The sequence below is a fragment of the Paenibacillus sp. J31P190 genome (genome assembly GCF_059692075.1).
The window spans coordinates 576,432-600,706 of sequence record NZ_JCAUAS010000003.1 but is presented as its reverse complement, the minus strand read 5'-3'; the positions used below and the strand labels follow the sequence as shown (position 1 = coordinate 600,706).

Below are 24,275 nucleotides of genomic sequence, written 5' to 3'. Positions count from 1 at the left end.
AACACCTCTTAGCAGTTTAGTGTAGCTTCACACCATTCTACACTAAATACATGGCTCGTGCCAAAAGGGGATAAAAAGAGGGGGAGTGAAGCGGGGCAGCAGCTATGAATCGCGCATGGAAGGAACTACTCAATCAGCTTTACATCAACAATGACTTCCAAATCTTGCTGACCGGCACCGCGATAGACGCCTTTGACGGGAACGATATCGTTGTAATCGCGGCCGTGTCCGAGCTTAATATAGCGCCAATTGACCTCGCAGTTGTTCGTAGGGTCGTAGCCGAACCAACCCGTTCCCGGAATCAGGCACTCCACCCATGCGTGTGAGGCTTGGGTGAATTCCGTGCTGCCTCCTTGTAGATCGCCAACAAAGTGATAACCGCTAACGTACCTAGCAGGAATCCCTTTATCTCGGCAAATGGCAATCATGAAATGAGAGTAGTCCTGGCAAACACCACGCTTAAATTGAAGCATTTCTCCAACGGTGGTCTGCACGGAAGTGGCTGAGGGGTCGTAGGTGAAGTCGCGATGAATCGTTGTGTAGATCGTATGCAGTAATTCGTATAGGCTAATATCTTGATCGGAAATGGCATCTGAGTAAGCTTTAAGTTCAGGGGTCAAACCCGTATAACTGGTAGGCAGTAAATATTCCGCATGCTGATTTTGAAAGTCATCGCTAAATCTCATCGCTTTCTCCTCTAAGGGAGATGCGACGCCTGACGGGATGTTATCGTTGTCGTTCGTGACGACAGTGGACACCATTTTAATCGTTAGCTCGCGATGAAGTTTATTGACGGTAAAAGCATGTACGCGATTATGAAAAAAATCCGAGTACGTAAAGAAAGCTGAAGCAGGCTCCGTGGTGATGGCATGGTGATAACAGGCTTGACGATTGTCAGTGAGAGGCGTTAAACGAACTTCATTGACACTGTCCTGCGCTGTATCGGTGTAGGAATAGCGTGTGATATGCGTAATCTCCAGCTTTTTCATGCGATGACCTCTTCCCGGGAGGGAAAAAAGACTTTTGACATCCTTAAGCCCATCACGTTACAGGATTCCCGAAGTGCACTTAACGTCATTTCCAATTTGCCGGATAAAATATCATCTTCGTCCATGCAAGCAAGGTTAGCCTTTACTTTTCCTGCGAGCTTAGCCAGCCTAAGTATAGCAAGGTTTAAATCGGGGTCCTCCATTTGAATGCCCTGCAAGGAACGCTCCAAGGATTGGAAAGAGAAGCTAACCGAGCGTGGAAATGTTTCATGGAGCATCAGAAATTTAATTATGCTGCTTAGATTAACTGTATCTGCATGCTCCCTGCGATACGACTCATAACCGCTAACCGACTTCAATACGGATAGCATAAGCGGGTAAGAAGAGAGCTCTTCCCTAGCATAATCATGACATAACGACTGGAGTAAGCGCAGCAAGTTCTCGGCACGCTCCAAATATCTTCCGGCTTCCACGAAGTGCCATTCATTTTGACGCGGCATGACGGATGTGGCCGCCCCTTGAAACATAGACAAGGTGTCACGAATGAAACGATAGAACAAATGAGGCGAATCGTTTGTGATATCCCGAACTTCTTTTTCTTTTAGCCACAAATATAGGCCATTCATAATATCCCACAGCTCTGCGGGCATTTTCTCGCGAATATTACGAAGATTGGAGCGGGCATGGTTGGTACAAGCGAGCAAAGAATTCGAATTATTTTTATCGAGAGTAATATACTGGAGGACATGCTGCTCGGTGAAGCTCCCGTACTGCTCCGTAAATGCGGCACGATCGCCAATCGTATCAATTAATCGGCTCCACGATTGATCGCTGCTAGTCTCCTTCTCCTCGCGAATATGATAATACACGTCGATTAGCCTCGCGTGATTCTCCGTTCTTTCCGTATACCTTCCGATCCAGAATAAAGCTTCCGCTGTACGTCCCATCATCACCATGAACGCTTGCCTCCAATCAATATTTGTTTCTCTATGAATGAGTGACCCAAGTGTCTTTACATCCCCCGCCTTGCGAGGAGTTCACGACGAGTGAACCTTCTTTAAGCGCTACCCGCGTAAGTCCGCCAGGTATAACCTGAATGCTCTCGCCAGCGATGACGAATGCCCGAAGATCGATATGCCGCGCAGCCATTTGGCCGTCCATCATGACAGGAGCTCTGGAAAGTTGGATCGTTGGTTGAGCGATATAACGATCTGGATTCGCTATAATTTTAAGCCGGAAATCAGCCAACTCACTCTCAGAGGACGAAGGTCCAATGAGCATGCCGTAACCACCGGAGAGCGATGTCTCTTTGACGACCATTTCATCTAGATGCTGCAGTACGTGATCGCGTTCTTCCGGTCTAGAAAGGATATAAGTAGGCACATTATTCAGGATAGGTTCTTCATTCAAATAGTAACGAATCATGTCTGGAACATAGGCATAAATGGCTTTGTCGTCGGCCACGCCAGTTCCAGGGGCATTCACGATGTTAATATTACCTGCACGATAGGCATTCATGATCCCCGCGACACCTAACATCGAGTTCGGATCAAAAGCGAGCGGATCCAAGAAATCGTCGTCGATTCTGCGATATAAGACATCGATTTGGCGGAGTCCCTTGATCCCGCGAATATATACCTTATGATCAATGACGACGAGATCGTGTCCTTCTACAAGCTGTATGCCCATTTGCTGCGCAAGGAACGTATGTTCGAAGTAGGCTGAATTGTAGCAACCTGGGGTGAGTAAGCCAATGACAGGATCGGATTTGCCCGAAGGGCTTAGCCTGCGTAAAGCGGATAGAAACACATTTAAGCTATGCTCAATATCTTGGATCGAATGGCTAAAAACGAGCTCAGGGAATAAGTGCGTCATGATGGAACGGCTTTTGTACAAATAGGAGAAGCCTGAAGGTGATCTCAGATTATCCTCCAGAACGAAATATTCTCCATGCTCGTCGCGAATTAAATCGATACCTGATACGGTTACGTACACATCATTCGGGATGGATAGACGCATCATTTCAGGTCTGAAATAGCAGTTGGAAAGAACCATTTTCCTAGGGATAATACCATCCTTTAAGATGCATTGGTCATGATAAATATCCTTGAGAAATAGATTAAGCGCCTTAACGCGCTGCTGAAGCCCTCGTTCTAGCTTGAGCCATTCATCCCGAGGAATAATTCGTGGGATCGGATCGAAAGGGATGGTTCTTTCCAATGCTTCTGCTTGATCCGGGCTGTAGAGTGTAAACGTAATCCCTTCTTCCATCATGCGTTTCATGGTGGCCGTTTGGCGCTTGCTCAAATTCCCCGCCTTCATGGACATGAACTGAAGGAATACATTTTGATAATGTGATCTTACCGAGTATGAATTCACAAACATCTCATCAAAAAAAGGACGGGGATCATAGGGGGTGGTGACCAGATTCTCAGGTTTGGACATCGCAGCTCCTGGTTTCTTAGCTATACTTCGAGTGGAAGCTACGTTAGGATAAGGGCCCGAAGCAGAAACCAGGCCTCCTTTCTGATCTAAGTTCTTATTATGTGTTAGAAAATATGACGCGGTTTGATGAAGAATTATTCGTTTTTCTTACATTGTAAATTTATCAGAAAATTATGTCAATATACATGACACATAAATTAACTGACAAGAAATGCGTAAATAGATCAATTGTTAGAAAGTTTCAAGAATTTTCTGTTTTTATCTTGATTTACGTCGAAATCAGCTATAGAATGTCGAATAAGTAGATGTTATATAAAGTCACAATAAAGTCACACGCGAAATGTGAATATAGGGGGTTGGGGTATGTTTGATTGGCTTGGATTTCGAAAAGGTCTGCCTTTGTGGTGGTCGTATCGTCTGAATCGTCACCTCAAGGAAGATGTGGAACATATTTTCGAAGGGATTGCGCATACGAGAATTGAGATTTTACGAAGCTGGGTAGAGGCCTATTGGTCCAATTTGGATCGACTGCTCGAGCAGCTCTCTGATTCTGAAACTGGACCTACAGGCTTTACACAGGATGATTTGATGGTTCAACGGTTGATGGTAGCCGCGTCAAAGAGCGGGGCCGATTTTTCGGAGATTTTCATAGTAAATGAAAAGGCAGAAGTGATATACTCCACGTCCCCCACTCATGTTGGGAAGTCTTATGGTTCAGGAAGTGATCTTACAAAAGGGCTAGAGGAAGCACGTAAAGGCAAGAAATGCTTATTCGGACCTTATTCTGATCCTCTTACATTAAAGCTTGGCCCAAGTACTTCGCCGTTTCACGATGCTATGACACTCGCATTTATTACTCCTATAATGGTTAACGGAATATGGAAAGGGGCCATTTGCGGACGTGTCCCGAACGATGTGCTCGGCGATCTGATCCAGCGTGAATCAGGACATGTATATCCGGACTCCGGAGATAATTATTTATTTATGGCGAAGCCTGTGTTGAATAAACAGATTGCCCCAGGCACAGCGTTATCTCGAAGTCGTTTTGAGGATCTAACCTTTACCCACGGTGACAATTTAAAAGATGGCGTGCGAACAGATTACGGCATTGTCGGTGTAAAGGAGCATACGGAGCTTGAGCTCATTTTTACGGATCCGGCAACGGGACATCTTCATCCGGGGGTTGCGGGAACGATTGCGAAGGGACATAATTTATTCGTAGAGTTTCCAGGTTATTCCGATTATCGGCATATTTCTGTCATTGGCAAAGGTGTTACCTTCCAGCTTCCGCACTGCCCTGATGTTTGGGGGATGATGTGTGAAGGCGATCTAGAGGAGGTATACCGGATTCGCAGTATCGACTGGAAATTGCTCAAGCTGCAGCTGCGGTTCATTGTAGGATTTATATTACTCTCTGCAGGGGGCTTTTGGTTGCTGAATGGACAAGTTTCTAGTAGCTGGGGATCCGTAATTATGGCTGCTGTAAGTCTTGTATATGGGGGAATAGGCGCAAGCATTATAAGGCAAAAAGGCAGCAGGCCGATTGTAAGGCAGCTCGCGCAAATGAATAAGTTCATCCGCATTAACGCAGAGGGCAGCGGAGATTTGACACAGCGCCTACAAGTGCAGGAGTTCGCTGGCGATGAGACGCGGGAATTGGCGAAGTGGATTAATAATATGATCGATTCCCTTGAGGGTATTATGCTGCAGGTGAAACAAGCAGCGGCTGAAGTTCAGCTAAGCCAGGAACGAATGAATGAATCAACGGGTTCAACAGAACAATCAACTGGACGAATGAGCACCAAGATTCATGATATGATTCGTTCACTGCGCGGTCAGCTCAAGGACATCGATGTTGCGAAGGATGTAACGCAGAATATGAGCGGGACACTGCGCGAATTGGAAGAGAAGGCTTCGGGTCAAATTGCTGTGGCGCAGGATGAAGTGGATCGTATTGGCGAAAAGATGAATCATATTTCTGCGAAAGTAGCGGAAACGAATCGTACCATTCAAACTTTTTTGCAAACGACGCAAGAAATCCCGAAGCTGCTCAAGGTTATCGAAGAGATTTCCGCTCAGACGAATCTGCTTTCCCTGAATGCTTCTATTGAAGCTGCGAGGGTAGGCGAGCACGGAAAGGGGTTCGCTGTTGTAGCCGGAGAGATTCGCAAGCTGGCTGATTTGACCAAGAAGTCGACAATGGAGATCAATGACACCATTGAGCATATTGAACGTCATGCGAATGAAGCCTTCATCTCGATGGAAGAAGGTACCAAGGTTGTTCTGGAGGGGACGCAAATTGTGGCGGCGGCGTCTGAAATTCTCAGCAGCGCGAACGCGCACGACACCATGAAGACACAAGTGGTGGATGAAGTGGTGGCGCTGATGGAGAAGGTAGCGGCGGTAAGCATGGAGAATCGCCAAATCTCGGCGGAGGTTGAGCGTACCGTGCAAGAGCTTCTGCAGGATATGCTTCACGTGCGCCAAACGACGGGGGATGTTGGCGCAATTACGGAGTCGCTGCTCCTGCTTGTAAATCAGTTTCATTTAACGGAGAGCCGCATTCGATAACGGTTTGTTTCTAAGACATTTCCTGCGCATGTTAGCTAACCCATCCTGCATACAATGATAATGCGGAATGGGTTAGCTTTATTATGCTTACGAAGTAAGTTTTCTAACGAAAACTCGAAGGAGGATGTCTAATGAATGACCGTTTGAGCATTCGAACGAATAGGGAGTACATGATGGATCCCGGCTATTTTCCAATGCTCGTAGAGCGTCTGAAGGAGGAGCATGTGCAGATGCGCGAGCAGCTCTCCGAGATCCGAACGATGGCTGCTTCCTTGTACTCCCTCGAGGATTGCTCAATAGGAATGTGTAAGCTGATTGAACTTCAAGATCTGATTCTTTCCCTTGTTGAAGAGCTGGAACAGCATTCGGAATGGGAAGAAAAAGAATTATTTCCTCTTCTGCAATCTTATTTACAACCAACAACAGCGCTGTCTGTCTCTCGTTCCATGACTGTACTAGAGCAGGATCATGACTTGGCGAAAAGAGTGGTGCAGGCTTTCGTTGACGGTGTGAATGCGATGAAAGTGCCGATAGATGAGGAGTTTTTACATTTGATGGCATCGGAACTAATGACAGCTTGCTTAATACTGCTCAAACATTTCACCTTAGAAGAGGAGCTTGTGTATCCGCTCACCGATCGTATCGTGGAACAATTAGCTTAAGTACATAAAAAAGGGTCCTCTCAAGTCATTTGACTTGTAAAGGACCTTTTTTTTGACCACATAACGCTGTCGCTCATCACGAAAAGGCCTCGATAGAGGTTTTCTTATAGGGCTTTTGTTGATTACCTACTTTCTTCGCAAATAGAAGCTCCCAAGGGCTCTTATTTCTCTGAGTAGCTAGCTTTTCACCATATCAACGACAAATAAGAGCCTCTAAAGGCTCTTATTCCGCTCCATTAGCCACTTTCTTCGCAAATAGAAGCTCCCAAAGGCTCTTATCTGTCCCAATTCCGGAACATAACAACAAAATAGCGAATCGACGTTCTTCCTGTATTCGAATTTAGGCGTTTTCGGCAAAATAGCGTACTCACGTTCTGCAAAAGCTGCTTCTCCCCCTGGTAGGTCGCTGTAACTTTGCAAGCTTAATGCTTAAGCCTCAAGCGTACTCATCGTTTTCTCTTCGCATTCCTTAGAACAGAAGCTATTGTGCTTCTCTTCACAGGCTTCACAGCAGATATGCTTCAAGTGGCAAGCATCGTTCGCACAGTTGATGTAGCGATCTTCTGCTGTTCCGCAGTGGTAGCATTTGCCTACGACGATATCTTCGTCTGTCCGATTGATGGGGACTGAAATCCGCTCGTCGAAGACGTAGCATTTGCCATCGAATAAGCGGCCTTGAACATCTTCATCTTTCCCGTAGCTCACAATACCGCCATCCAGCTGATAAACCTCTTTGAAGCCTTCCTGTAAAAGGAAACCTGACAGCTTCTCACAGCGGATACCGCCGGTACAATAAGTGAGAATGGGTTTGTCCTTATATTCCTGGAGATTATTGCGAATCCATTCCGGGAATTCCTTCGTAGTCTCAACCTCTGGACGAATAGCACCTCGGAAATGTCCGATATCGTACTCGTAATGGTTGCGTCCATCAAGAACGATGACATCTTCGTGCTGGAGCTTCTCGTAGAATTCCTTTGGCTTCAGATGTGTGCCGGTTAGTTCGTTCGGATTCACATCTTCTTCAAGCCGGAAAGTGACGAGTTCCTTTTTAGGACGAACAAATAACTTTTTGAAAGCATGCTGTTCACTTTCATCTATCTTGTAGATCATGTCTTTGAACAGTGGCATTTGACGCATCATGGCCATGTAAGCATCGGTTTGTTCAACCGTTCCGGAAAGCGTCCCGTTAATGCCTTCGGGAGCGATAAGGATACGGCCTTTAATTCCTAGCTTTTTGCAATAAGCCAAATGTTCCTGTGCCAACGCTTCGTGATCTATTACAGTAACAAATTTATAATACAACAAAATGCGATATGGAGCGCCTTCTACTGTCATGATTAACTTAACCACCTATACGTATAAATTGCATGCTTAATCTGAAAAAGCATAAGCATATAGTGACATAAATCAGCACATTTTTCAATCTAACAGCAATTTTTGGATGGTATGAAAAACTTCCTCCAGAGCAATAGCAACCGATTGAAGTTGGTTCTGGATCATGCTGGCATTTGATTCGTCGGGCCCAGCATGATGCTCTAACATTTCTTCTAGGGCAGTTGCCGCGGCGAATACCCGATTCGCTGACAGGTTGCTAGAAGAGCCTCGGAGTGCATGCAGCTGATTTATGGCTTCGGCATAGTCCCCTTTCTGAATCGCAAGGGTTAATTGCGCAACAATAGGAGCGGATTGACTATGAAATTTTCGCAGCATTTCGTGATAGATCTCGGTTTTTCCGCTAAGCCGTCCGAGTGCTTCTTCCATATCAAGTCCTGGGACAGCCATCCTATTCTTCTCGCTAAGAACAGCATCGACAGCTGCGAACAATCGGCTAGGAATGATAGGCTTGGAGATCACTTCGTTCATACCAGCGCGAATACAATCTAATCGCTTTTCCAAAGTAGAGTCCGCGGTTAAAGCAATAATAGGAATATGCATCCATTTAGGCTCAAGACGAATTCGTTTGGTTGTCTCAATGCCATCCAGAACGGGCATATGGATATCCATTAGAATCAAGTCATAATCATTATTCTCTAAGTCATTTAATGCTTCGAAACCGTTGGAAGCCAATTGAACGTCACAATTCAACCTGCTTTCCAGCAGCGAACGAGCGACAGTCTGATTAATTTCGTTGTCTTCGACTAGCAGAATGCGTTGAAATTTTGTCATTGTTTCCGCTGTTTGTATGAAGTCTGTCGTAGATATGAGCTCCTTCTCGGCATGGGTGCCTGTTAGTGTTTGTAACGTTTGGTACAGTACGATCCGTGAGATCGGTTTGACCAGAATGGCATGCGGAGCCGATGGTGCAGGCAGCTGCTCCAGGGCATCTCTGCCCGATAAGGTTGTGTAAATAATCGTTAAAATGTTCATTCGATTGCAGGCTTCAAGCATGCCCAGCCATACTTCCTCTCCATACATATCAACAGCTTCCATATCAAGCAGGATCACATCTACGGGAATAACATCAATGGCATTCCTTGCTTCTTTCCAAGAATAAACGCCATTCGCTTCTGTACACATGGATTGAAGGGTATGAGCAAGCACTTGGTTCAGACCAGGGTGATCTTCCACAATTAATGCGCGCAGCGGGAGGACTGCCTGAGACTTCATAGGTTGCAAGGACAACGAGAAAGGCAAGCTAATCCGGAATTCACTGCCGAGCTCTGGTTGGCTTGACACCTCGATGGTGCCGCCCATATTCTCAATGATGTTCTTGGAGATAACAAGACCGAGTCCCGTTCCCCCGAATTTCCGACTCGTTACTTCATCTACCTGAACAAACGGCTGGAAAAGTTTGGATAGGTGCTCTTCATCCATCCCGATGCCTGTATCGCTGACGGTAAAGCCAATTCTGACTTCTTCCTCACGGAGCTGTTCAACGTTAACACGCAGCGTGACTGTTCCTTGCTCAGTAAATTTTATCGCATTGCTAGTTAGATTCAGCAAGACTTGATACATGCGTAGTGAATCCCCAATGAGTCCAAGCGGCACATTGTCATGGATATCACAAATAAAATCAACCGGCTTGTGGCCGAGCAGTACGCTAAGGGTTTCACAAACACGGTCAATGGTCTCATCCAACTGGAACGCATGATGTTCAATGGCTAGCTTGTCCACCTCAAGCTTCGAGAAGTCCAGAATGTCATTAATAATATTGGATAGGGACACCGAGGATCTCACTATTTTGCTTATATAATCCCTCTGAAGCGGTGACATGAGCGTTCGCTCCATCAAGTAGGAGAGTCCGACGATGCCATTGAGAGGTGTCCGAATTTCATGACTCATACGAGCCAGGAAAATTCCTTTAGCCAAATTGGCTTCATCCGCTTCTTGTTTCGCTCGAATGAGCTCCTCTTTGGAATGTACTTGGTCCGTAATATCTCGCGTAATGGCTGAGAAATATCGCTCTCCTTTGTCTGCGGGGCAATGGGGTACGATGATAACGGAAATGAATATTTGCCGTTGTTCCTTCGTTAGGACCTCTGCTTCAAATTCCCAGAATCCTTCCCGAATAGCTGTGTTCAGACCCTCTTCAAAATTGATGTCATTCTGGATATCTACGTACTCACTGAAATGTTTGCCAACGGTTTGCTGTTTATCTAATCCAACGGTGCTCTTGCATGCTTGATTCATATAAAAAATAAAGCCTTTCTCATCAAATGAGAGAATGGAATCACGTGCGCTTTCTACAATCGTTAACAGCCTCTCCCTAAACTCATTGCTCTCTTTAATATCACTAATGTCTCGAGCGATGAATACGAACCCTTTCAGCTCGCCATTCGGATTTGTAATGCTGCTGACACTAACCTGAACGAAGAAACGAGTGCCATCTTTGTGATGCCAAGTCCATTCAGAATCCTCTTTTAGGTGACGTAATGAACGAATCACGAGAGCTGTACAATCAGCTGGCACATATTCCCCAAGCTCTGATGAGTATTGCGCGGCTCTTTCTATCAGTTGTTCTTCATCCAACCACAGAAGGGGCGTTGCTTTCTTATGAACTTCTGCTAAAGAATAGCCAAGAAGCTGTACAGCTCTGCTATTGAGATGATTAACGGTAAAGGAAGGATCTGTCACGATCATGGCATATTGATTGTGATGAATAAAAGCTTCGAACGGCTCGAATAGTTCACGTAAGTTTTCTATCATGCCATTCACAGAATGGGCAAGAGCACCAAGCTCATCCTTGCTTTTGAAAATAAGCGGTTTTATGTAGAAATTACCCGCAGCGACGGATTCTGTGACATGGAGAATTTGCTTGATGCGTTTAATAATCAGAGTATTAGCAGTCAAGTATATGAGGATAAAAATGACCACGGCCGTCATCACAATTAATCCGATAGTCGACCAAAGTAAGGGGCTCGTGGGAGCCTCGAAAGCTGATAGGGGCACGGAATAAGCGAGATACCAGTCTAATTTAGGTACACGCGCATAGAACCACCGAGCTTTTTGGCCGCCGTTATACGATTCATCCAGAAATCCTTCGTTTGTCTGCAGCGCTTTTTGAAAGGCTGGCACAAGTGAAGGGTATTCGGTGAAAATATTAAGGTTCAAAATTTGAGATGCATCGGTATGATACAGGATGAGTCCCTCTTGGTTCACGATAAGTATTTCGCCCTTTTCCAAAGGGGTATGAAGATGCTCGAAAAAGGTTTGTTCCGCATCAAGAGAGATATTTATGATACTCGTCACTTCGTTTTTCTCATTGAAGACTGGTGCGGTAATGGAAAAAATATATTTGTCTGTTAGTTTACCGATTTCTGGATCAGAGATAAATGTTTTCCCATTTAGTGCCTCTTGGAATCTTCGTTCCCCTGTTACATAAAGCGTTTGTCCGGAAGTGAGAGTCATATAGCCGTTGAGATCTATAATTCCCATGGAATAATAGCGATTAGCGCCTGTTTTTAATTCTTGGGTCAAAAATTGGAGCCGTTCCTCAAGTGTCCCATGCTTCATAACATCTACACGACTAATTAGCTCCACTTCTGCCAAACGAATGGATAAGAAATCGTATAAATTTTGTGCGGAATTGGAAACGGAAGTTATCGATTGCTCTTTCATTTGGTGAATCAATTTATCTCTCGAGAGCCGATAATTTGTAATCCCGACGACAGTTAGGGAAATACAAGTGATAAGAACTAGCAATGAGACAAGTTTGAAACGTAAAGATGATAACATGAGTAACCTCCGTGAAGTTTAAAACTATTAGCAAATCTAACAGTTTCACAATGAGTGTAAGGTAAGAAAATTAATGAATAAAGATTATGATGATTGCAGTAGATGAATTGAGTATACATCATAGTTGGATCATTCATTCATTATTTGGGGGGATTTGGCAACATGCGGCTTACAGTGCGAACAAAAATGGTTACGGTATTCACAATCATCTTTCTGATGATTGGAGGTTTAAGCTGGACAGATATGAGTCGAATGGGCGCGTTGAAGGACAATACGAAAAAGCTTGCTGAAAATTGGATGATGGGCATTCAAATTATTGAAGAGATCCACTATAACTCGGAGCATTTATTAGCAATCTACTATCAGAAGAAGCTAGAGCCAGATGTTAAAAAGCATGAGCCACTTGATGCTGGCATGGCAGCATCAATCGCGAGTATTGATAAATTGTTAGCAGATTATAAGGAATCCCTTGCTGGGGAAGAAGATGCCAATTACTTTAACGAGCTTAATAAGAATTGGGAAGATTTCAAAGCTTCTTTTATGAAAAATAAACAGAATGCCGCTGATCCTAGTAAAGGAAAGGAAGCTGTAGAAAGCCTTCAGGTGATGGCAACCGCTTTTGGAAAAGCGCAAAAAACGATGGCGGATATGGTCGTGTTTAATCAAGAGGGAGGAAGAAAAGCGGAGCTGGAAAGCTTAAATGTATACAAAACAAGTGTGAACACATCCCTAATCGTTCTTAGTGTCATCATTGCATTCATGCTAGTTACTTGCTACATACTTGTTAGAAACATTTCCTCACCCGTTCGTAAAGCATCACAATCCTTAAATCGGATAGCGAATGGAGATCTTACCGTTGAACCTATTCTAGTAAAAAATAAGGACGAGATTGGCGATTTAGTCGGTTCTGTTAATCAAATGGTTAACCATTTGCGTAAGTCTGTAGAGCAAATGATGCAAGCCTCGAATAGCGTAGCAGCATCGTCTCAGCAGTTGTTTGCCAGCTCCGAGCAGAATACATCTGCCTCGCAGCATGTTGCAGAAGCCGTTCAGGATTTCGCAACTGGAGCTGATAAACAAGCCCAAAGTTCGATAGAATGCAGCAGAGCGATGGAAGAAATGGCTGTAGGTATTCAACGGATTGCAGAAACAACATCGGAAGTATCTGATTATCGAATTCTGCAACGCAGATTGCTGAGCAAGGGACCCATTCGATGGAGCGTGTGGTTAACAAGATGCAGGCAGTGAGTCATTCTGTGGATGCTGCGAACAAAGTCATCAATGAGCTGGAAAAACATACTCAGAGCATCGGTCAAATCTCGACGTTGATTGGAAATATTGCCTCGCAAACCAATCTTCTTGCTTTGAATGCAGCGATTGAGGCTGCTCGTGCAGGAGAGAGCGGCAAAGGTTTTGCGGTTGTAGCCGGTGAAGTTCGAAAGTTAGCGTCTCAGACGGATGATTCTATACGTGGTATATCCGAACTCATATCGAACATTCAAAGAGATTCTGCTCGTGCCGCTCTAGTTATGAATACGGGGTTGTCAGACGTACAGGAAGGTCTTAAAGAGGTAGGGATCGCAGAGCTAGCATTCGGTCAGATCGTCAATGCATCGCAAGAAGTTGCCAGCAAGATTCAGGAAACGGCTGCGGCGGCTCAGCAAATGGCTGCAAGCTCGGAAGAAGTTTCGGCAACTGTAGCTAGTGTAGGTTCTGTTGCGCAGCAAACTTCGGGGACAGCTCAGTCGGTTGCGGCTGCAACGGAAGAGCAGCTCGCGTCCACAGAAGAGATCACAGCTTCTGCTGAAAGCCTTGCTGGTATTGCTCAAGATTTGCATCAAGTTGTAAGTTCATTCCGAATTTCATAAAAGAATGTTGACGTTCAGACTTTCTTTAACGTTGGCGCGTCTAGTTATCGTGAAGGTTAATTCAACCGAAAGATACTCACGATAATGAATGAGGAGTGAACATGAAATGAAAAAAAATCCTTTTAACATGTTGAAACTTGGTGTAGTCGGATGTGCATTGCTGTTAGGAGTTAGTGGTGCCGTATTCCCATTAACAGGTATGGCATCAGCGGAAGCAGTTACCGTAGTTCCAATACTTTCACCAGTTGCATCTGAGTCAACTTCACCAGTTCAAATGAAAGAAGTAGATCTCACATCTAAAACACAGGATCTAAAAACTAATATTAAAGTGCCGCAGCTTTCAGGCATGTTGGATACGAAGTATCAAGAGCAAACGAATGATATCATTTTATCCCAAGCGAACAAAGATTTGGCGAATTGGGAGAAAGAGGCTGCGGAAGCCGCTGCTGATGCAAAAACGAATGGATTCACATATCGCCCCTACGAGCTGACGATTCAATATGTGTTGAAATCGGATGGTTCGAGCAATCCGGCGGGTGTTGTCTCACTTGAAGTTATAACGTATGCAGCTACAGGTGGCACAGGTATGCCGCGAGTTGATACGTATAATGTGCTAAATCGCGAACAAGGGCAGCGTGTTACTTTGCAGGATCTGCTTGGAGATAACTTCAAGGAGAATGTAAATGCCGGAATTCAGGCCAAAATCAATGAAAAACCTGAGAATTATTTCAAAGATGCATTTAAAGGCATCAGTGAAGAGCAAACCTTTTATGTGGAAAAAGGCGAAGCGGTCATTGTGTTCCCGAAATATTCGATCGCGCCAGGCTCCACAGGTACTCCGGAATTCCGTTTTAATTTGCCAGAGAAATGGCATATGACACCTAAACCCGTTGCCCCTATCCCAGTAGAGAAAATGAAGCTAGATTTAGCGGCAAGCGACAGCCTAACCAATGCCGAAGGCGTGAGTCTGGTGCCATTACGCAAAGTAGCAGAAGGACTTGGCTACGAAGTGAAGTGGAATCAAGAGACATACGCTGCCGAATTGAAAAAGGGTGCTGGGTGGACGAGTGTTTCTGTGGGTCAAGACAGCTATTTCTATGCGAAAATGGCTCCGGTTACGCTAGGGACAGCTCCAGTTATTTTGAACGACATGCTGTATGTACCTTTGAAATTCGTAACGGACATCCTGCGTGCAGATGCGAAAACGGGAAATGCAGGCGCCATTCATTTTGAACAATAAGAAATTAAAACATTAGCCTCTAGCTGCCTATTTATTTGGGTGAGCTGGAGGCTTTTCCATTTCACCATACTGAAAGCGTTTGCGTATACTATTGCATCTCGTAAAGTAGGAGGTGGCAGTAGACGATGTATTTGAAAAACTTATTGTCCGCTTGTATGGGTCTTTGGTTTCTGGTGAGTCCCTGGGTGTTCGGCTTTGAAGCTCATACGAATGCGCTTTACACCTGCGCTCTGCTAGGCAGCTTACAATTCGTGGCATCTCTGATGGCCCTAGGGAAAACCGGGAAAAAAGTTTGGCAAAATTGGCTTTGTTTTATTATTGGTGCTGTTTTTATTGTCGTTCCCAACGTATATCATTTGGATTTAATGGCCTTTTTTTCATTTGTCGTGTTGGGCTTTATGACCATACTGGTCAATTACGCCAATCTATATGCCGATCATCAATGAAGTAGTCGCATGCGAAAACGTGAGATTGCCATGAGGTTAGTTTATACTAGTCATATAGTGATAGGTAGGATGGGAGGATCATATACCGGCATGTTAAGTTCATTAGAATTAATAAAAAGGTATCGGGCAGGGGAAACAAATGCCGCAGACCAACCTAAATGGTTAACCTATATCGTTTCGGCGGAGGAGCGCATCGTTAACTTCGAGCGGATTCAGTCGATCCAGGAGCTGGCACAGGCGAACCCTGTGCTTGATTATGTTGAGCGGACATTACATATTTTGGACGGGCTTGAGTTGTCCTTTTGGAAGAAAGATTTACTAGAAGAGGTGTTGATCTGGTCTGAAGTCGCGAAGGGCGGGACTTCAAGAGACCGTTTCATGTGGCAAGAAGCAGGTATTCATCTTTACGTCCATAACCTTGGTTCGGCCCAGCTGTATAAGCTCGATAAAGGAAATCCAAGCGATAAGTCAACAGTCATACATACGTTAATCTACACTCATGGGCTAATTGGTCAAACCATCCGTGGCGAAGTTCCGCTTAAAGAACATACACCGTTAATTCGTTTGATGATGAATAACTTGCTTTCAGCTGATGAATTAAGAGGCTTGCTCTTGCCGCTGAATCAATGCATTATTGCAGGTGTTTCAGAAGAACTCTGGCAATCCGTTCGTAATGAAGTTGAGACAATGATTGAGCAGATCGTATCGGATTCTTTGGAAAAAGAGCCTGCCATAAAGGATCGCCTTGCCAGACTGCGGGGAAACACGATTCAAAAAGGAGAAAATTTCGATGCCGAGTATGGGAAGCTGCTGGACGAAGCTCCATTAGATGCATTAACGGCCTTTTTAGATGGTAGAACGCTGTGGTTCGTAGAAGCGGCGCTGCAAGAATTCTCTTTGGAGCAGTTGGTGAAAGTTTTCCTGATTATTCAGGTTTCAAGTCAGACTGATTCCATTCAACATATTAGCTTCGAACCTTTGATGAATACGATGTATTACGATTACAAGGGCAGCAAAAAGGTAAACGTGTATAAGAAGAGGATGATTGAGAAATATTTGGGTGAGCTTTCTTGGAATGATTTGATGAGGGATCCGTTGGAATTATCTCAAAAGTTCAAACCCGATGGTAAGTGGGGCAATGCCCATCTGAAGCACCTTATTGATCGAAAGCCGCAGCTCCCGGACACGATATTCTTTACCTTCCAATTTTCTCCTGCTGCTGAGAAACTGATTGAATTTTGTGTAGAGGCAGAGAAATCTCCTCTCTATGAAAAGGCGGTTCTGCTACTGTTCGATCTGTTCGAATTACGCAGAGATGCCTATGATCGGTTTCATAACGAGGAAGAATACTTAGCTACGATGAACCAAACGGCTGACTATAAGAAGATGATGCTGGATTACGTTGTTGGGAAGCGGGTTGTCGATATCGGACCTGGCGGCGGGGTTATGCTGGATCTCATTGAGCAGTATTTGCCGGACAAGCATCCGATTGGGATCGACATTTCGTCGAATGTAATTGAAGCGCTGGAACGCAAAAAGCAGCTGGAGGGACATCGGTGGGACGTTATGAAGGGGGATGCACTTGATCTCAAACAGTATGTAGAGCCGGGCTCAATCGATACGGTTATTTTCTCTTCGATCCTGCACGAATTATATTCTTACATACCCTTTGACGGAAAGAAATTCAACCATGCTACGGTTGCTGCAGCGCTGCGAAGCGCTTTTGATGTCCTCGCACCGGGAGGACGAATCGTTATCCGCGATGGTATTATGACGGAGCCTGCTGAGCAGAAACGGACCGTTCAATTTCTGCAAGATGGGGCGATGGCTTGGCTGCAGCGGTATGCGAAGGATTTCGCAGGGCGAACGATTCAGTATGAAGTCGTAGCTAAGGATGAGGTCATCATGCCCGTGAATGATGCGATGGAATTCCTTTATACATATACGTGGGGAGAAGAAGCTTATGTGCATGAAGTTCAGGAGCAATTCGGTTACTTTACCCCGAGCGAGTTTATTGCGTTCATCCTGGATACATTAGGTAATGAGGCCAAAATCGTGGAGAGCAAACACTTCCTACAGGAAGGGTATACGGAGGCGCTGGCGGATAAAGTAAGGATCATGGATCAAGATGGAAACGTGGTTCCGCTGCCGGATAGCACGTGTTTGATTGTGATAGAGAAGTAGCAACAGACCGGCCTGTGAATGCCTATTGCAAAAGAATTTTAATTATGTCATAATGAAATTATCAAATTGACAATATGAAGCGAAATGTGATTAAGCAGGTGATCTAATGAACATCCCAATAGAGAATGAAAGCAATTACCAAGCGAGTAAATACCGCACACCTGACGGCGCGCCTACGGATATCGTCATCTTTACGATTACCTCAGAAGGAAAAGGATCCGTGAAGAAGTCACTTCCTACTCGGGAGCTGCAAGTATTATTGATTCAAAGAAAGCAATGGCCGTTCGAGGGTCAGTGGGCACTTCCTGGGGGCTTCTCGATGGAAACTGAAACGATCCAAGAGTGCGCACGGCGTGAGCTAATGGAGGAGACGGGTGTTTCGGACGTACACATTGAATATTTCAATGTGTATAGTACGCCGCAGCGCGATCCTCGGGGGTGGATGATCTCGCATGCGTTCTTCGCACTCGTGCACGAACGCCATCTTGAGAAACGTCAAGCCGCGGATGATGCAGCTGATGTTCGCCTTTTCCCTATCGATGAGGCGCTGGCGATGGATCTCGCTTTTGACCATGAAATCATAATGAAAGATGCTCTTACTCAAATTCAGCAGAAGATGCTGACGACGACGATTGCCAGAGAGTTCCTGTCCGAAGAATTCACGATGAGTGAGCTGTATCAAGTCATTCAAACGGTCGTTCCGACGTTTAAGGAACGGAATTTCATTCGTAAAATTACTTCGACCCAAAGTCGCAAAGGGATTATCGAGGAGGTTCTGGATCGTAACGGACAGGGCAAAATGTCTAACCGTTACTCCCAGCGTTCTGCTCAGTTGTACCGATTTACCGATTATGTGCCTCAGCTGTCTATTTACAGCTAGGCCTCTCTTTTCTATTTTGATATTGTCTTAATAATAATATCAAATATACAATATAAAGGAGTGTTTAGGATGAGAGCTCTTATTATCATTGATTATACAGTGGATTTTGTTGTTGGGAAGCTTCCTTGCGGGGAACCAGGCGTTGCGATTGAAGCGAGAATCTGTGAAATTACTGAGCAATTTTTGGCCCATCAGGACTTTGTGGTTATGGCTGTTGATCTCCACGACGAACAAGATCCTTTCCATCCAGAGACGAAGTTGTTTCCTCCACATAATATTCGCGGCACGGCGGGGCGCGATTTATATGGCAGGTTGAAAACTGTACATGAGCATAATAACAGCGCGATTTATTGGATGGACAAAACAAGATACAGCGCCTTCTGCGGCACCGAGTTGGAGCTTAATTTAAGGGCAAGAGGAATTCGTGAGCTGCATTTGGTTGGCGTTTGCACGGATATTTGTGTCCTGCATACAGCGGTGGATGCTTACAACAAAGGCTTTGAAATTGTTGTTCATGAGGATGCAGTCGCTAGTTTTAATCAAACGGGCCATGAATGGGCCTTACAGCATTTTCAAGGTACACTTGGGGCGAAAGTCGTTCGAGGTTAAAGTGGCAGCTGAGTTGGGTGCAAAGGTATGAATCGGACAGAAATCACGGAGAATGAGGAGATGGTGAATATGCGGAATCTTAAGCAAGAAGCGATTCAAGCTTCATTATTTGTGCAGGGGAACATCGACGTGACTTACGAAATCGATCGTCGAGTAAAATTCCTCAAGGCGTATCTGGTTCATACAGGAGCCAAAGGCTATGTGCTTGGGCTGTCTGGAGGTCAAGACTCCACATTAACAGGCAAGCTGGCTCAAATAGCGATCGATGAGCTAAATGCAGAAGGCGGCACTGAAAGCTTTCAATTCATGGCTGTAAGGCTGCCATACGGTATCCAGAAAGATGAAGATGATGCACAGGAAGCAATTCAGTTTATTCAGCCTAGCCGTGTTGTTACGGTCAACATACAACCGGCTGTAGACGCGTCCGTACGGCAGTTTGCCGAAGCTACAGGTGAGGTTTTAAGTGATTTTCACAAAGGGAATGTGAAGGCTCGCGAGCGTATGAAGGTGCAGTATGATTTGGCCGCGCACTATCAATTGCTTGTTTTGGGGACGGATCATGCGGCTGAGGCGATTACCGGATTTTTCACGAAACATGGAGATGGTGCATGCGATGTGGCTCCGATCTATGGCCTTAATAAGCGGCAAGGCAAGCTGCTGCTGAAGCAGTTGGGGTGCCCGGAACATTTGTATTTGAAAAAGCCTACGGCAGACTTGGAAGATTTAAAACCAGGTCTTCCGGATGAAGAAGCACTGGGACTCACTTACGATCAGTTGGATGACTACTTAGAAGGAAGCCCCCTGCTCGCTCCTGCCGTACAGAAGATTGAGGAGCGCTACGCTGTTACCGAACATAAACGCAAGGGTCCAGTAACATGCTATGACAATTGGTGGAAAGGATGAATCCTATGAAATACGACAACTTGACGCTGCACACAGATAAATATCAAATTAATATGATGTACGCGCATTGGCTGCAGGGCACTTATCAGCAGAAGGCTGTTTTCGAAGTATACTTCCGTAAGCTGCCTTTCGGGAGCGGATATGCGGTCTTCGCTGGTTTGGAGCGGGTGATTCAGTACATTCAAAACCTGCATTTTGGCGATGAAGAGATCGCCTACTTGCGGACACAGGAAGAGAATTATCGGGAAGATTTTCTGGAGGCGCTGCGCGCGTTTAAATTCGGAGGAGACTTGCAAGCTGTACCGGAAGGTACACTTGTCTTCCCGAATGAGCCGCTCGTACGCGTAGTGGCGAGCATATTCGAGGCGCAGCTGGTTGAGACGGCGATTCTCAACTTCGTGAACTACCAGACGCTTATCGCGACGAAAGCTTCGCGGATCAAACAAGTTGCGCCGCGCGATGTGCTGCTGGAGTTCGGCACAAGACGCGCCCAAGAGGCTGACGCCGCTATCTGGGGCGCAAGAGCGGCCTATGTCGCAGGGTTTCATGCGACATCCAACCTCAGAGCCGGGATGCTGTTCGGCATCCCGACCAAAGGCACGCACGCTCACGCATGGGTGCAGGCCCACGACACGGAAGAAGAAGCTTTCCGTGCCTATGCTGAGGCGCTGCCGGAGCAAGTGACGCTGCTCGTTGATACGTACGATACGCTGCGCAGCGGCGTACCGAACGCGATCAAGACAGCGCGCCTGCTGCAGAGCCAGGGTAAGCGCATGAACGCCATTCGCCTGGATAGCGGCGATTTGGCGTATTTATCCCAGCAGGCAAGGCGCATGCTGGATGAAGCGGGCTTTCCCGAGGTGAAGATCGTCGCATCGAATGATCTGGATGAGAACATCATCGAGGGGCTGAAAGCCCAAGATGCGAAGATCGACGTCTGGGGCGTCGGCACCCAGCTCATTACTGCTGCGGATCAACCCGCGCTGGGCGGGGTTTACAAGCTGGTGGCCCGTGAGAAGAACGGCGAATTCGTGCCGGTCATTAAGATCTCGGGCAATCCCGAGAAAGTTACCAATCCGGGCTTCAAGGAAGCCTACCGGATCATCAACAAGAAGACAGGCAAAGCGGAAGCCGACTATTTGGCTCTTCAGCATGAAGTCGATATCAAGAAGGGTGAACGAATCAAGCTGTTCGACCCCATCCACCCTTATATCTACAAATATATTGATGACTATGAAGCAATTCCACTGCTCCACCCCATCTTTCTCCAAGGGAAGCTTGTCTATGAAGAGCCCGCATTGGATGAAATTCGAGATTATCATGCGCAGCAGATGCAGTCCGTATGGCCGCAGTATTTGCGTAAGCTTAATCCGGAAGTTTATCGTGTGAATTTAAGCGCGGCATTATGGAAGCTGAAGATGGATTTGATTCATGAGCATCAAGGGTAGCTATCGCACAATTATATGATCTTATTTCCAGATGTTATGATTGTTATGTGCGTACTCTACCAAAGAGCCGTCATAAAATTATATTCATGATGGAGGTATTATCCTAATGTCAACGCAATCTAATCAAGCATTTACAGACGGAGTCACACTAAATAATGGCATACACATGCCATGGCTGGGACTAGGCGTTTATAAGACCAAAGAAGGCCAAGAAGTGATTGGCGCAGTGAAAACTGCTCTTCAATTGGGCTATCGTAGTATAGATACAGCGGCCATTTATAAGAATGAAGATGGCGTTGGACAAGGTCTTCGTGAAAGTGGTGTGCCGCGTGAAGAGATTTTCGTGACGACCAAGGTTTGGAATGCCGACCAGGGCTATGAATCTACCCTGCAAGCGTTCGATGCTAGTCGTAAGCGGCTTGGTCTCGAAATGATCGATCTTTATCTAGTTCACTGGGCCGTACCTGCCACGTACAGAGAGACTTGGAAGGCGCTCGTTCATTTGTACAAAGAGGGATTCGTCCGAGCTATTGGTGTAAGTAATTTTCAGATTCATCATTTGAAACAAGTTATTGAAGATACAGGTGTTGTTCCAGCCGTGAATCAAGTCGAGTTCCATCCGGAGCTTGCGCAAAAAGAGCTTCTCGCATTCACTCGTGAGAATAACATTCAGCTAGAAGCATGGAGTCCCCTCATGCAGGGGAGACTCGATCATCCCGTACTGACGCAGCTTGCTGCCAAATACGGAAAATCTCCGGCACAAATTGTGCTGCGCTGGGATATTCAGAATGGCGTTGTGACCATTCCGAAGTCAGTTACAGAGCACCGAATTCGGGAGAATGCGAATATTTTTGATTTCAAACTAAGCACAGATGATATTGCCCTCGTGGATTCGCTAAACGAAAACAAACGCATTGGTCCCGATCCTGACCATGTAACTTTCTAGTTTTAAGTTGAGGAATTTCCTGTTTGGTACAGGGGTTCCTCTTTTTTTTCGAATGGTACCCTTCCCTTTCGTTTCATTGCAACAACGCGATCATCTGATACACCTCACGATGATCGCCGGGGAGCAAGTAATTGGCGACTTTGAGCTGGGAGGATCCATCGCCGTCTAGGAAAAGCCCATCCACCAGCTGCCCATTGCCAACCTGCTCTTGGACGGCTGAACGGAATTGCTCCCCAGTGCATGGCGTTGGAGCCACGACTAGATAAACGTTGTTATTCCTGTCGTAGACGATACCTGATCGCATGCGCTTCTCGTTAATGACGGGCATCTCTTCCGCTATCGCTTGCTCCGCCCATCCGTCTGGATTCGTAAGTCCCATGCTCACGCCTCCCTGCGCCCAGTAATGAGCGCGATCCATCACCTTCAGCTCGTCCGCATGTTCAACGACTTGAATGGTGAAGGTTTGAGCCTTCTCATCCCATACGAGTGTTCCCCGCTTGCGGTCAATATTAAACCAGCCAGAGCCGTAATCGCCAGGTTCCCCTTTGACGGGATGATCATTAATGACAGCGATGCTAAGGAGATAGCCCTGCCAGAAAAACCCGCCGTTAATCCCATTTTCCTGCCTTTCTGTCACATTGCCTGTAATTGCTCTCAGCCCTATGTTCTGTGGCGGAGTCCGTATACTATGGAGCGTGACTCCGTTGCTAGCTTGGTGGATGCTATATTCGGAAACAGGGAGGTTTGGTGGTGGTTTCACCCTAGCATGAGTTCCCCAGATGATGGTCCATATAGAACTAGTAATCATAATAAGGAGATAGATAAGTAGGTGGGCTGCATTCATTTTTACAAGTCGTAACCTATACATGGGGCAACTCCTATTCTCTTAAATCAGATCCTTTCTATGAGTCTATGAAATTTAATTTCGAATTATGCTTGTAAATAAAAAAACAGTTGAGCGAGAGAATATGGATCCCGTGCAACCGTTTATTTTTACAGAATTTATATGCTTTGGGGTAAGCGAAGCTTACCCTTATTTATTTGAGTTGGGAGAAAGGTTGAAATACATGAACTTGAAGGATATTTGATTGGATTATATCCAATGATGTCTCATGACATCTGCGGTTGGGGTTAGTTTCATTGGATTTATACAGTAGAATATGTGGAAATAGCTCAGAAGAGCTGGTTTTGGAGCGTTCTGTTGGATTAACTCCAATGAAAGCGAGCAAATAAGGTGAATGAGCCTGATTTGATTGGATTTTATCCAATGGAGCAAATGAGGGGAGATTGTCGGTTATGTGTATATAAGATATTAACCGTAGGGAAATTGAAGGAGCGCTATCTCGTAGACCGGATCGCGGAGTATGTGAAGCGCATTGGGCCGTAAGCCAAGGTGCAGATGATAGAGGTGCCGGACGATAAGGCACCGGAGAGCATGAGCCCTGCTGAGGAGCAGCAGGTGCGTATGAAGGAGAGCAATCAGCTGGCCTTCGTGATCTGCGGCTTGCTGGAGCTATCGAGCGAGCTGCCGCACCAGCTGATGCGGTTGGTGCTGGCGGGGCAGGTGTATCGCGTGATGCGGATAAATCGCGGGGAACCGTACCATAAGTAACGGCAAGTTTTTATTGTACAACTCGAGTCAAGTATGCAAAAAACATGTGCGAATGGAATGAAATGGAACAGCTAGGAGCTCCTCGACCTATTCCGTTGACTATTCGTCAGGAGGTATTCTCGCCTTATCATTATTTGATCAACGAGCCAGATAAGATGAATAAGGTGCATTTACAACCGGCAGAGATCAAAGTCGAGTTCATTCCGGCGCTTCTATGAGGATAGTTGAGAAGTAGCATGGAAATTTGACCCCATTGAAGTTGGTTGTAAACAGTGTTACTCTAACAACGGTAAACTC

Annotated in this window: 19 protein-coding genes and 1 pseudogene; 14 read left to right on the top strand and 6 right to left on the bottom strand. The window is 45.7% G+C overall.

Features of this window, described 5'->3' with window-relative positions; genetic code table 11:
- Positions 1 to 125 precede the first annotated feature (125 nt).
- Genes AC58U0_RS09790 through AC58U0_RS09780 form a run of 3 tightly spaced genes read right to left on the bottom strand, consistent with a single transcriptional unit; the run spans position 126 to position 3,434 of the window.
- Positions 126 to 989 (bottom strand): transglutaminase family protein, encoded by an 864-nt coding sequence (locus tag AC58U0_RS09790; protein WP_497378810.1) that lies wholly within the window; start codon positions 987 to 989, stop codon positions 126 to 128.
- On the bottom strand, positions 986 to 1,945 hold the full coding sequence (locus tag AC58U0_RS09785) for an alpha-E domain-containing protein (protein WP_497378809.1): 960 nt from the start codon (positions 1,943 to 1,945) through the stop codon (positions 986 to 988). The genes AC58U0_RS09790 and AC58U0_RS09785 overlap by 4 nt, the downstream gene beginning before the upstream one ends.
- Before the next feature lie 31 nt (positions 1,946 to 1,976).
- Complete coding sequence (locus AC58U0_RS09780) at positions 1,977 to 3,434, bottom strand: circularly permuted type 2 ATP-grasp protein (RefSeq protein WP_497378808.1); 1,458 nt, start codon at positions 3,432 to 3,434, stop codon at positions 1,977 to 1,979.
- A 363-nt stretch (positions 3,435 to 3,797) separates the two neighbouring features.
- Between AC58U0_RS09780 and AC58U0_RS09775 the strand changes: the two genes are divergently transcribed.
- Together AC58U0_RS09775 and AC58U0_RS09770 are read left to right on the top strand one after the other, a co-directional pair.
- Complete coding sequence (locus tag AC58U0_RS09775) at positions 3,798 to 6,005, top strand: methyl-accepting chemotaxis protein (RefSeq protein ID WP_497378807.1); 2,208 nt, start codon at positions 3,798 to 3,800, stop codon at positions 6,003 to 6,005.
- 131 nt (positions 6,006 to 6,136) lie between these two features.
- A complete protein-coding gene (locus AC58U0_RS09770) occupies positions 6,137 to 6,667 on the top strand; it encodes a hemerythrin domain-containing protein (protein WP_057307139.1) in 531 nt (176 codons plus the stop codon).
- Positions 6,668 to 7,096: 429 nt separating this feature from the next.
- Here the strand turns inward: AC58U0_RS09770 and trhO are convergent, their stop codons facing one another.
- Together trhO and AC58U0_RS09760 are read right to left on the bottom strand one after the other, a co-directional pair.
- Positions 7,097 to 8,002, bottom strand: coding sequence for an oxygen-dependent tRNA uridine(34) hydroxylase TrhO (gene trhO / locus AC58U0_RS09765; protein ID WP_497378806.1), 906 nt, complete (start codon positions 8,000 to 8,002; stop codon positions 7,097 to 7,099).
- 84 nt (positions 8,003 to 8,086) lie between these two features.
- Positions 8,087 to 11,842 (bottom strand): response regulator, encoded by a 3,756-nt coding sequence (locus AC58U0_RS09760; protein WP_497378805.1) that lies wholly within the window; start codon positions 11,840 to 11,842, stop codon positions 8,087 to 8,089.
- Between the two features lie 162 nt (positions 11,843 to 12,004).
- Here AC58U0_RS09760 and AC58U0_RS09755 point away from each other — a divergent pair, with 162 nt between their 5' ends.
- The 10 genes from AC58U0_RS09755 to AC58U0_RS09710 all read left to right on the top strand — a co-directional run bounded on the left by AC58U0_RS09755 (position 12,005) and on the right by AC58U0_RS09710 (position 22,366).
- A complete protein-coding gene (locus AC58U0_RS09755; RefSeq protein ID WP_497378804.1) occupies positions 12,005 to 13,090 on the top strand; it encodes a methyl-accepting chemotaxis protein in 1,086 nt (361 codons plus the stop codon).
- Positions 13,057 to 13,710, top strand: coding sequence for a methyl-accepting chemotaxis protein (locus AC58U0_RS09750; protein ID WP_497378803.1), 654 nt, complete (start codon positions 13,057 to 13,059; stop codon positions 13,708 to 13,710). The genes AC58U0_RS09755 and AC58U0_RS09750 overlap by 34 nt, the downstream gene beginning before the upstream one ends.
- A 106-nt stretch (positions 13,711 to 13,816) precedes the next feature.
- Positions 13,817 to 14,950 carry a stalk domain-containing protein gene (locus AC58U0_RS09745; protein ID WP_497378802.1) on the top strand — a complete coding sequence of 378 codons (1,134 nt, stop codon included), beginning with the start codon at positions 13,817 to 13,819 and terminating at the stop codon, positions 14,948 to 14,950.
- 125 nt (positions 14,951 to 15,075) lie between these two features.
- Complete coding sequence (locus AC58U0_RS09740; protein ID WP_057307146.1) at positions 15,076 to 15,396, top strand: SPW repeat domain-containing protein; 321 nt, start codon at positions 15,076 to 15,078, stop codon at positions 15,394 to 15,396.
- Between the two features lie 90 nt (positions 15,397 to 15,486).
- Complete coding sequence (locus AC58U0_RS09735) at positions 15,487 to 17,580, top strand: class I SAM-dependent methyltransferase (protein ID WP_497378801.1); 2,094 nt, start codon at positions 15,487 to 15,489, stop codon at positions 17,578 to 17,580.
- Positions 17,581 to 17,686: 106 nt separating this feature from the next.
- Positions 17,687 to 18,460 (top strand): NUDIX domain-containing protein, encoded by a 774-nt coding sequence (locus AC58U0_RS09730; RefSeq protein ID WP_497378800.1) that lies wholly within the window; start codon positions 17,687 to 17,689, stop codon positions 18,458 to 18,460.
- A 69-nt stretch (positions 18,461 to 18,529) separates the two neighbouring features.
- Positions 18,530 to 19,069 carry a cysteine hydrolase family protein gene (locus AC58U0_RS09725; RefSeq protein WP_497378799.1) on the top strand — a complete coding sequence of 180 codons (540 nt, stop codon included), beginning with the start codon at positions 18,530 to 18,532 and terminating at the stop codon, positions 19,067 to 19,069.
- A gap of 27 nt (positions 19,070 to 19,096) precedes the next feature.
- The gene (nadE, locus tag AC58U0_RS09720) at positions 19,097 to 19,972 is read left to right on the top strand and encodes an NAD(+) synthase (RefSeq protein WP_497378798.1); all 876 of its coding nucleotides are present in this window, start codon (positions 19,097 to 19,099) and stop codon (positions 19,970 to 19,972) included.
- A gap of 5 nt (positions 19,973 to 19,977) precedes the next feature.
- Complete coding sequence (locus AC58U0_RS09715) at positions 19,978 to 21,420, top strand: nicotinate phosphoribosyltransferase (protein WP_497378797.1); 1,443 nt, start codon at positions 19,978 to 19,980, stop codon at positions 21,418 to 21,420.
- A gap of 106 nt (positions 21,421 to 21,526) precedes the next feature.
- On the top strand, positions 21,527 to 22,366 hold the full coding sequence (locus AC58U0_RS09710; protein ID WP_497378796.1) for an aldo/keto reductase: 840 nt from the start codon (positions 21,527 to 21,529) through the stop codon (positions 22,364 to 22,366).
- 73 nt (positions 22,367 to 22,439) lie between these two features.
- Here AC58U0_RS09710 and AC58U0_RS09705 read toward each other — a convergent pair whose 3' ends face one another.
- Positions 22,440 to 23,234 carry a hypothetical protein gene (locus AC58U0_RS09705; protein ID WP_497378795.1) on the bottom strand — a complete coding sequence of 265 codons (795 nt, stop codon included), beginning with the start codon at positions 23,232 to 23,234 and terminating at the stop codon, positions 22,440 to 22,442.
- Between the two features lie 408 nt (positions 23,235 to 23,642).
- Here AC58U0_RS09705 and AC58U0_RS09700 point away from each other — a divergent pair.
- Positions 23,643 to 23,978: pseudogene (locus tag AC58U0_RS09700) on the top strand (23S rRNA (pseudouridine(1915)-N(3))-methyltransferase RlmH).
- Positions 23,979 to 24,022: 44 nt separating this feature from the next.
- On the top strand, positions 24,023 to 24,196 hold the full coding sequence (locus tag AC58U0_RS09695) for a hypothetical protein (protein ID WP_497378794.1): 174 nt from the start codon (positions 24,023 to 24,025) through the stop codon (positions 24,194 to 24,196).
- The last annotated feature ends 79 nt before the right edge of the window (positions 24,197 to 24,275 follow it).

What these genes read in the sequence shown, in the direction of transcription:
- AC58U0_RS09790 (WP_497378810.1), bottom strand. Translation starts at nt 989, where the DNA reads ATGAAAAAGCTGGAGATTACGCATATCACACGCTATTCCTACACCGAT.
- AC58U0_RS09785 (WP_497378809.1), bottom strand. Translation starts at nt 1,945, where the DNA reads ATGGTGATGATGGGACGTACAGCGGAAGCTTTATTCTGGATCGGAAGG.
- AC58U0_RS09780 (WP_497378808.1), bottom strand. Translation starts at nt 3,434, where the DNA reads ATGTCCAAACCTGAGAATCTGGTCACCACCCCCTATGATCCCCGTCCT.
- AC58U0_RS09775 (WP_497378807.1), top strand. Translation starts at nt 3,798, where the DNA reads ATGTTTGATTGGCTTGGATTTCGAAAAGGTCTGCCTTTGTGGTGGTCG.
- AC58U0_RS09770 (WP_057307139.1), top strand. Translation starts at nt 6,137, where the DNA reads ATGAATGACCGTTTGAGCATTCGAACGAATAGGGAGTACATGATGGAT.
- trhO (WP_497378806.1), bottom strand. Translation starts at nt 8,002, where the DNA reads ATGACAGTAGAAGGCGCTCCATATCGCATTTTGTTGTATTATAAATTT.
- AC58U0_RS09760 (WP_497378805.1), bottom strand. Translation starts at nt 11,842, where the DNA reads ATGTTATCATCTTTACGTTTCAAACTTGTCTCATTGCTAGTTCTTATC.
- AC58U0_RS09755 (WP_497378804.1), top strand. Translation starts at nt 12,005, where the DNA reads ATGCGGCTTACAGTGCGAACAAAAATGGTTACGGTATTCACAATCATC.
- AC58U0_RS09750 (WP_497378803.1), top strand. Translation starts at nt 13,057, where the DNA reads ATGGAGCGTGTGGTTAACAAGATGCAGGCAGTGAGTCATTCTGTGGAT.
- AC58U0_RS09745 (WP_497378802.1), top strand. Translation starts at nt 13,817, where the DNA reads ATGAAAAAAAATCCTTTTAACATGTTGAAACTTGGTGTAGTCGGATGT.
- AC58U0_RS09740 (WP_057307146.1), top strand. Translation starts at nt 15,076, where the DNA reads ATGTATTTGAAAAACTTATTGTCCGCTTGTATGGGTCTTTGGTTTCTG.
- AC58U0_RS09735 (WP_497378801.1), top strand. Translation starts at nt 15,487, where the DNA reads ATGTTAAGTTCATTAGAATTAATAAAAAGGTATCGGGCAGGGGAAACA.
- AC58U0_RS09730 (WP_497378800.1), top strand. Translation starts at nt 17,687, where the DNA reads ATGAACATCCCAATAGAGAATGAAAGCAATTACCAAGCGAGTAAATAC.
- AC58U0_RS09725 (WP_497378799.1), top strand. Translation starts at nt 18,530, where the DNA reads ATGAGAGCTCTTATTATCATTGATTATACAGTGGATTTTGTTGTTGGG.
- nadE (WP_497378798.1), top strand. Translation starts at nt 19,097, where the DNA reads ATGAATCGGACAGAAATCACGGAGAATGAGGAGATGGTGAATATGCGG.
- AC58U0_RS09715 (WP_497378797.1), top strand. Translation starts at nt 19,978, where the DNA reads ATGAAATACGACAACTTGACGCTGCACACAGATAAATATCAAATTAAT.
- AC58U0_RS09710 (WP_497378796.1), top strand. Translation starts at nt 21,527, where the DNA reads ATGTCAACGCAATCTAATCAAGCATTTACAGACGGAGTCACACTAAAT.
- AC58U0_RS09705 (WP_497378795.1), bottom strand. Translation starts at nt 23,234, where the DNA reads ATGTATAGGTTACGACTTGTAAAAATGAATGCAGCCCACCTACTTATC.
- AC58U0_RS09695 (WP_497378794.1), top strand. Translation starts at nt 24,023, where the DNA reads ATGTGCGAATGGAATGAAATGGAACAGCTAGGAGCTCCTCGACCTATT.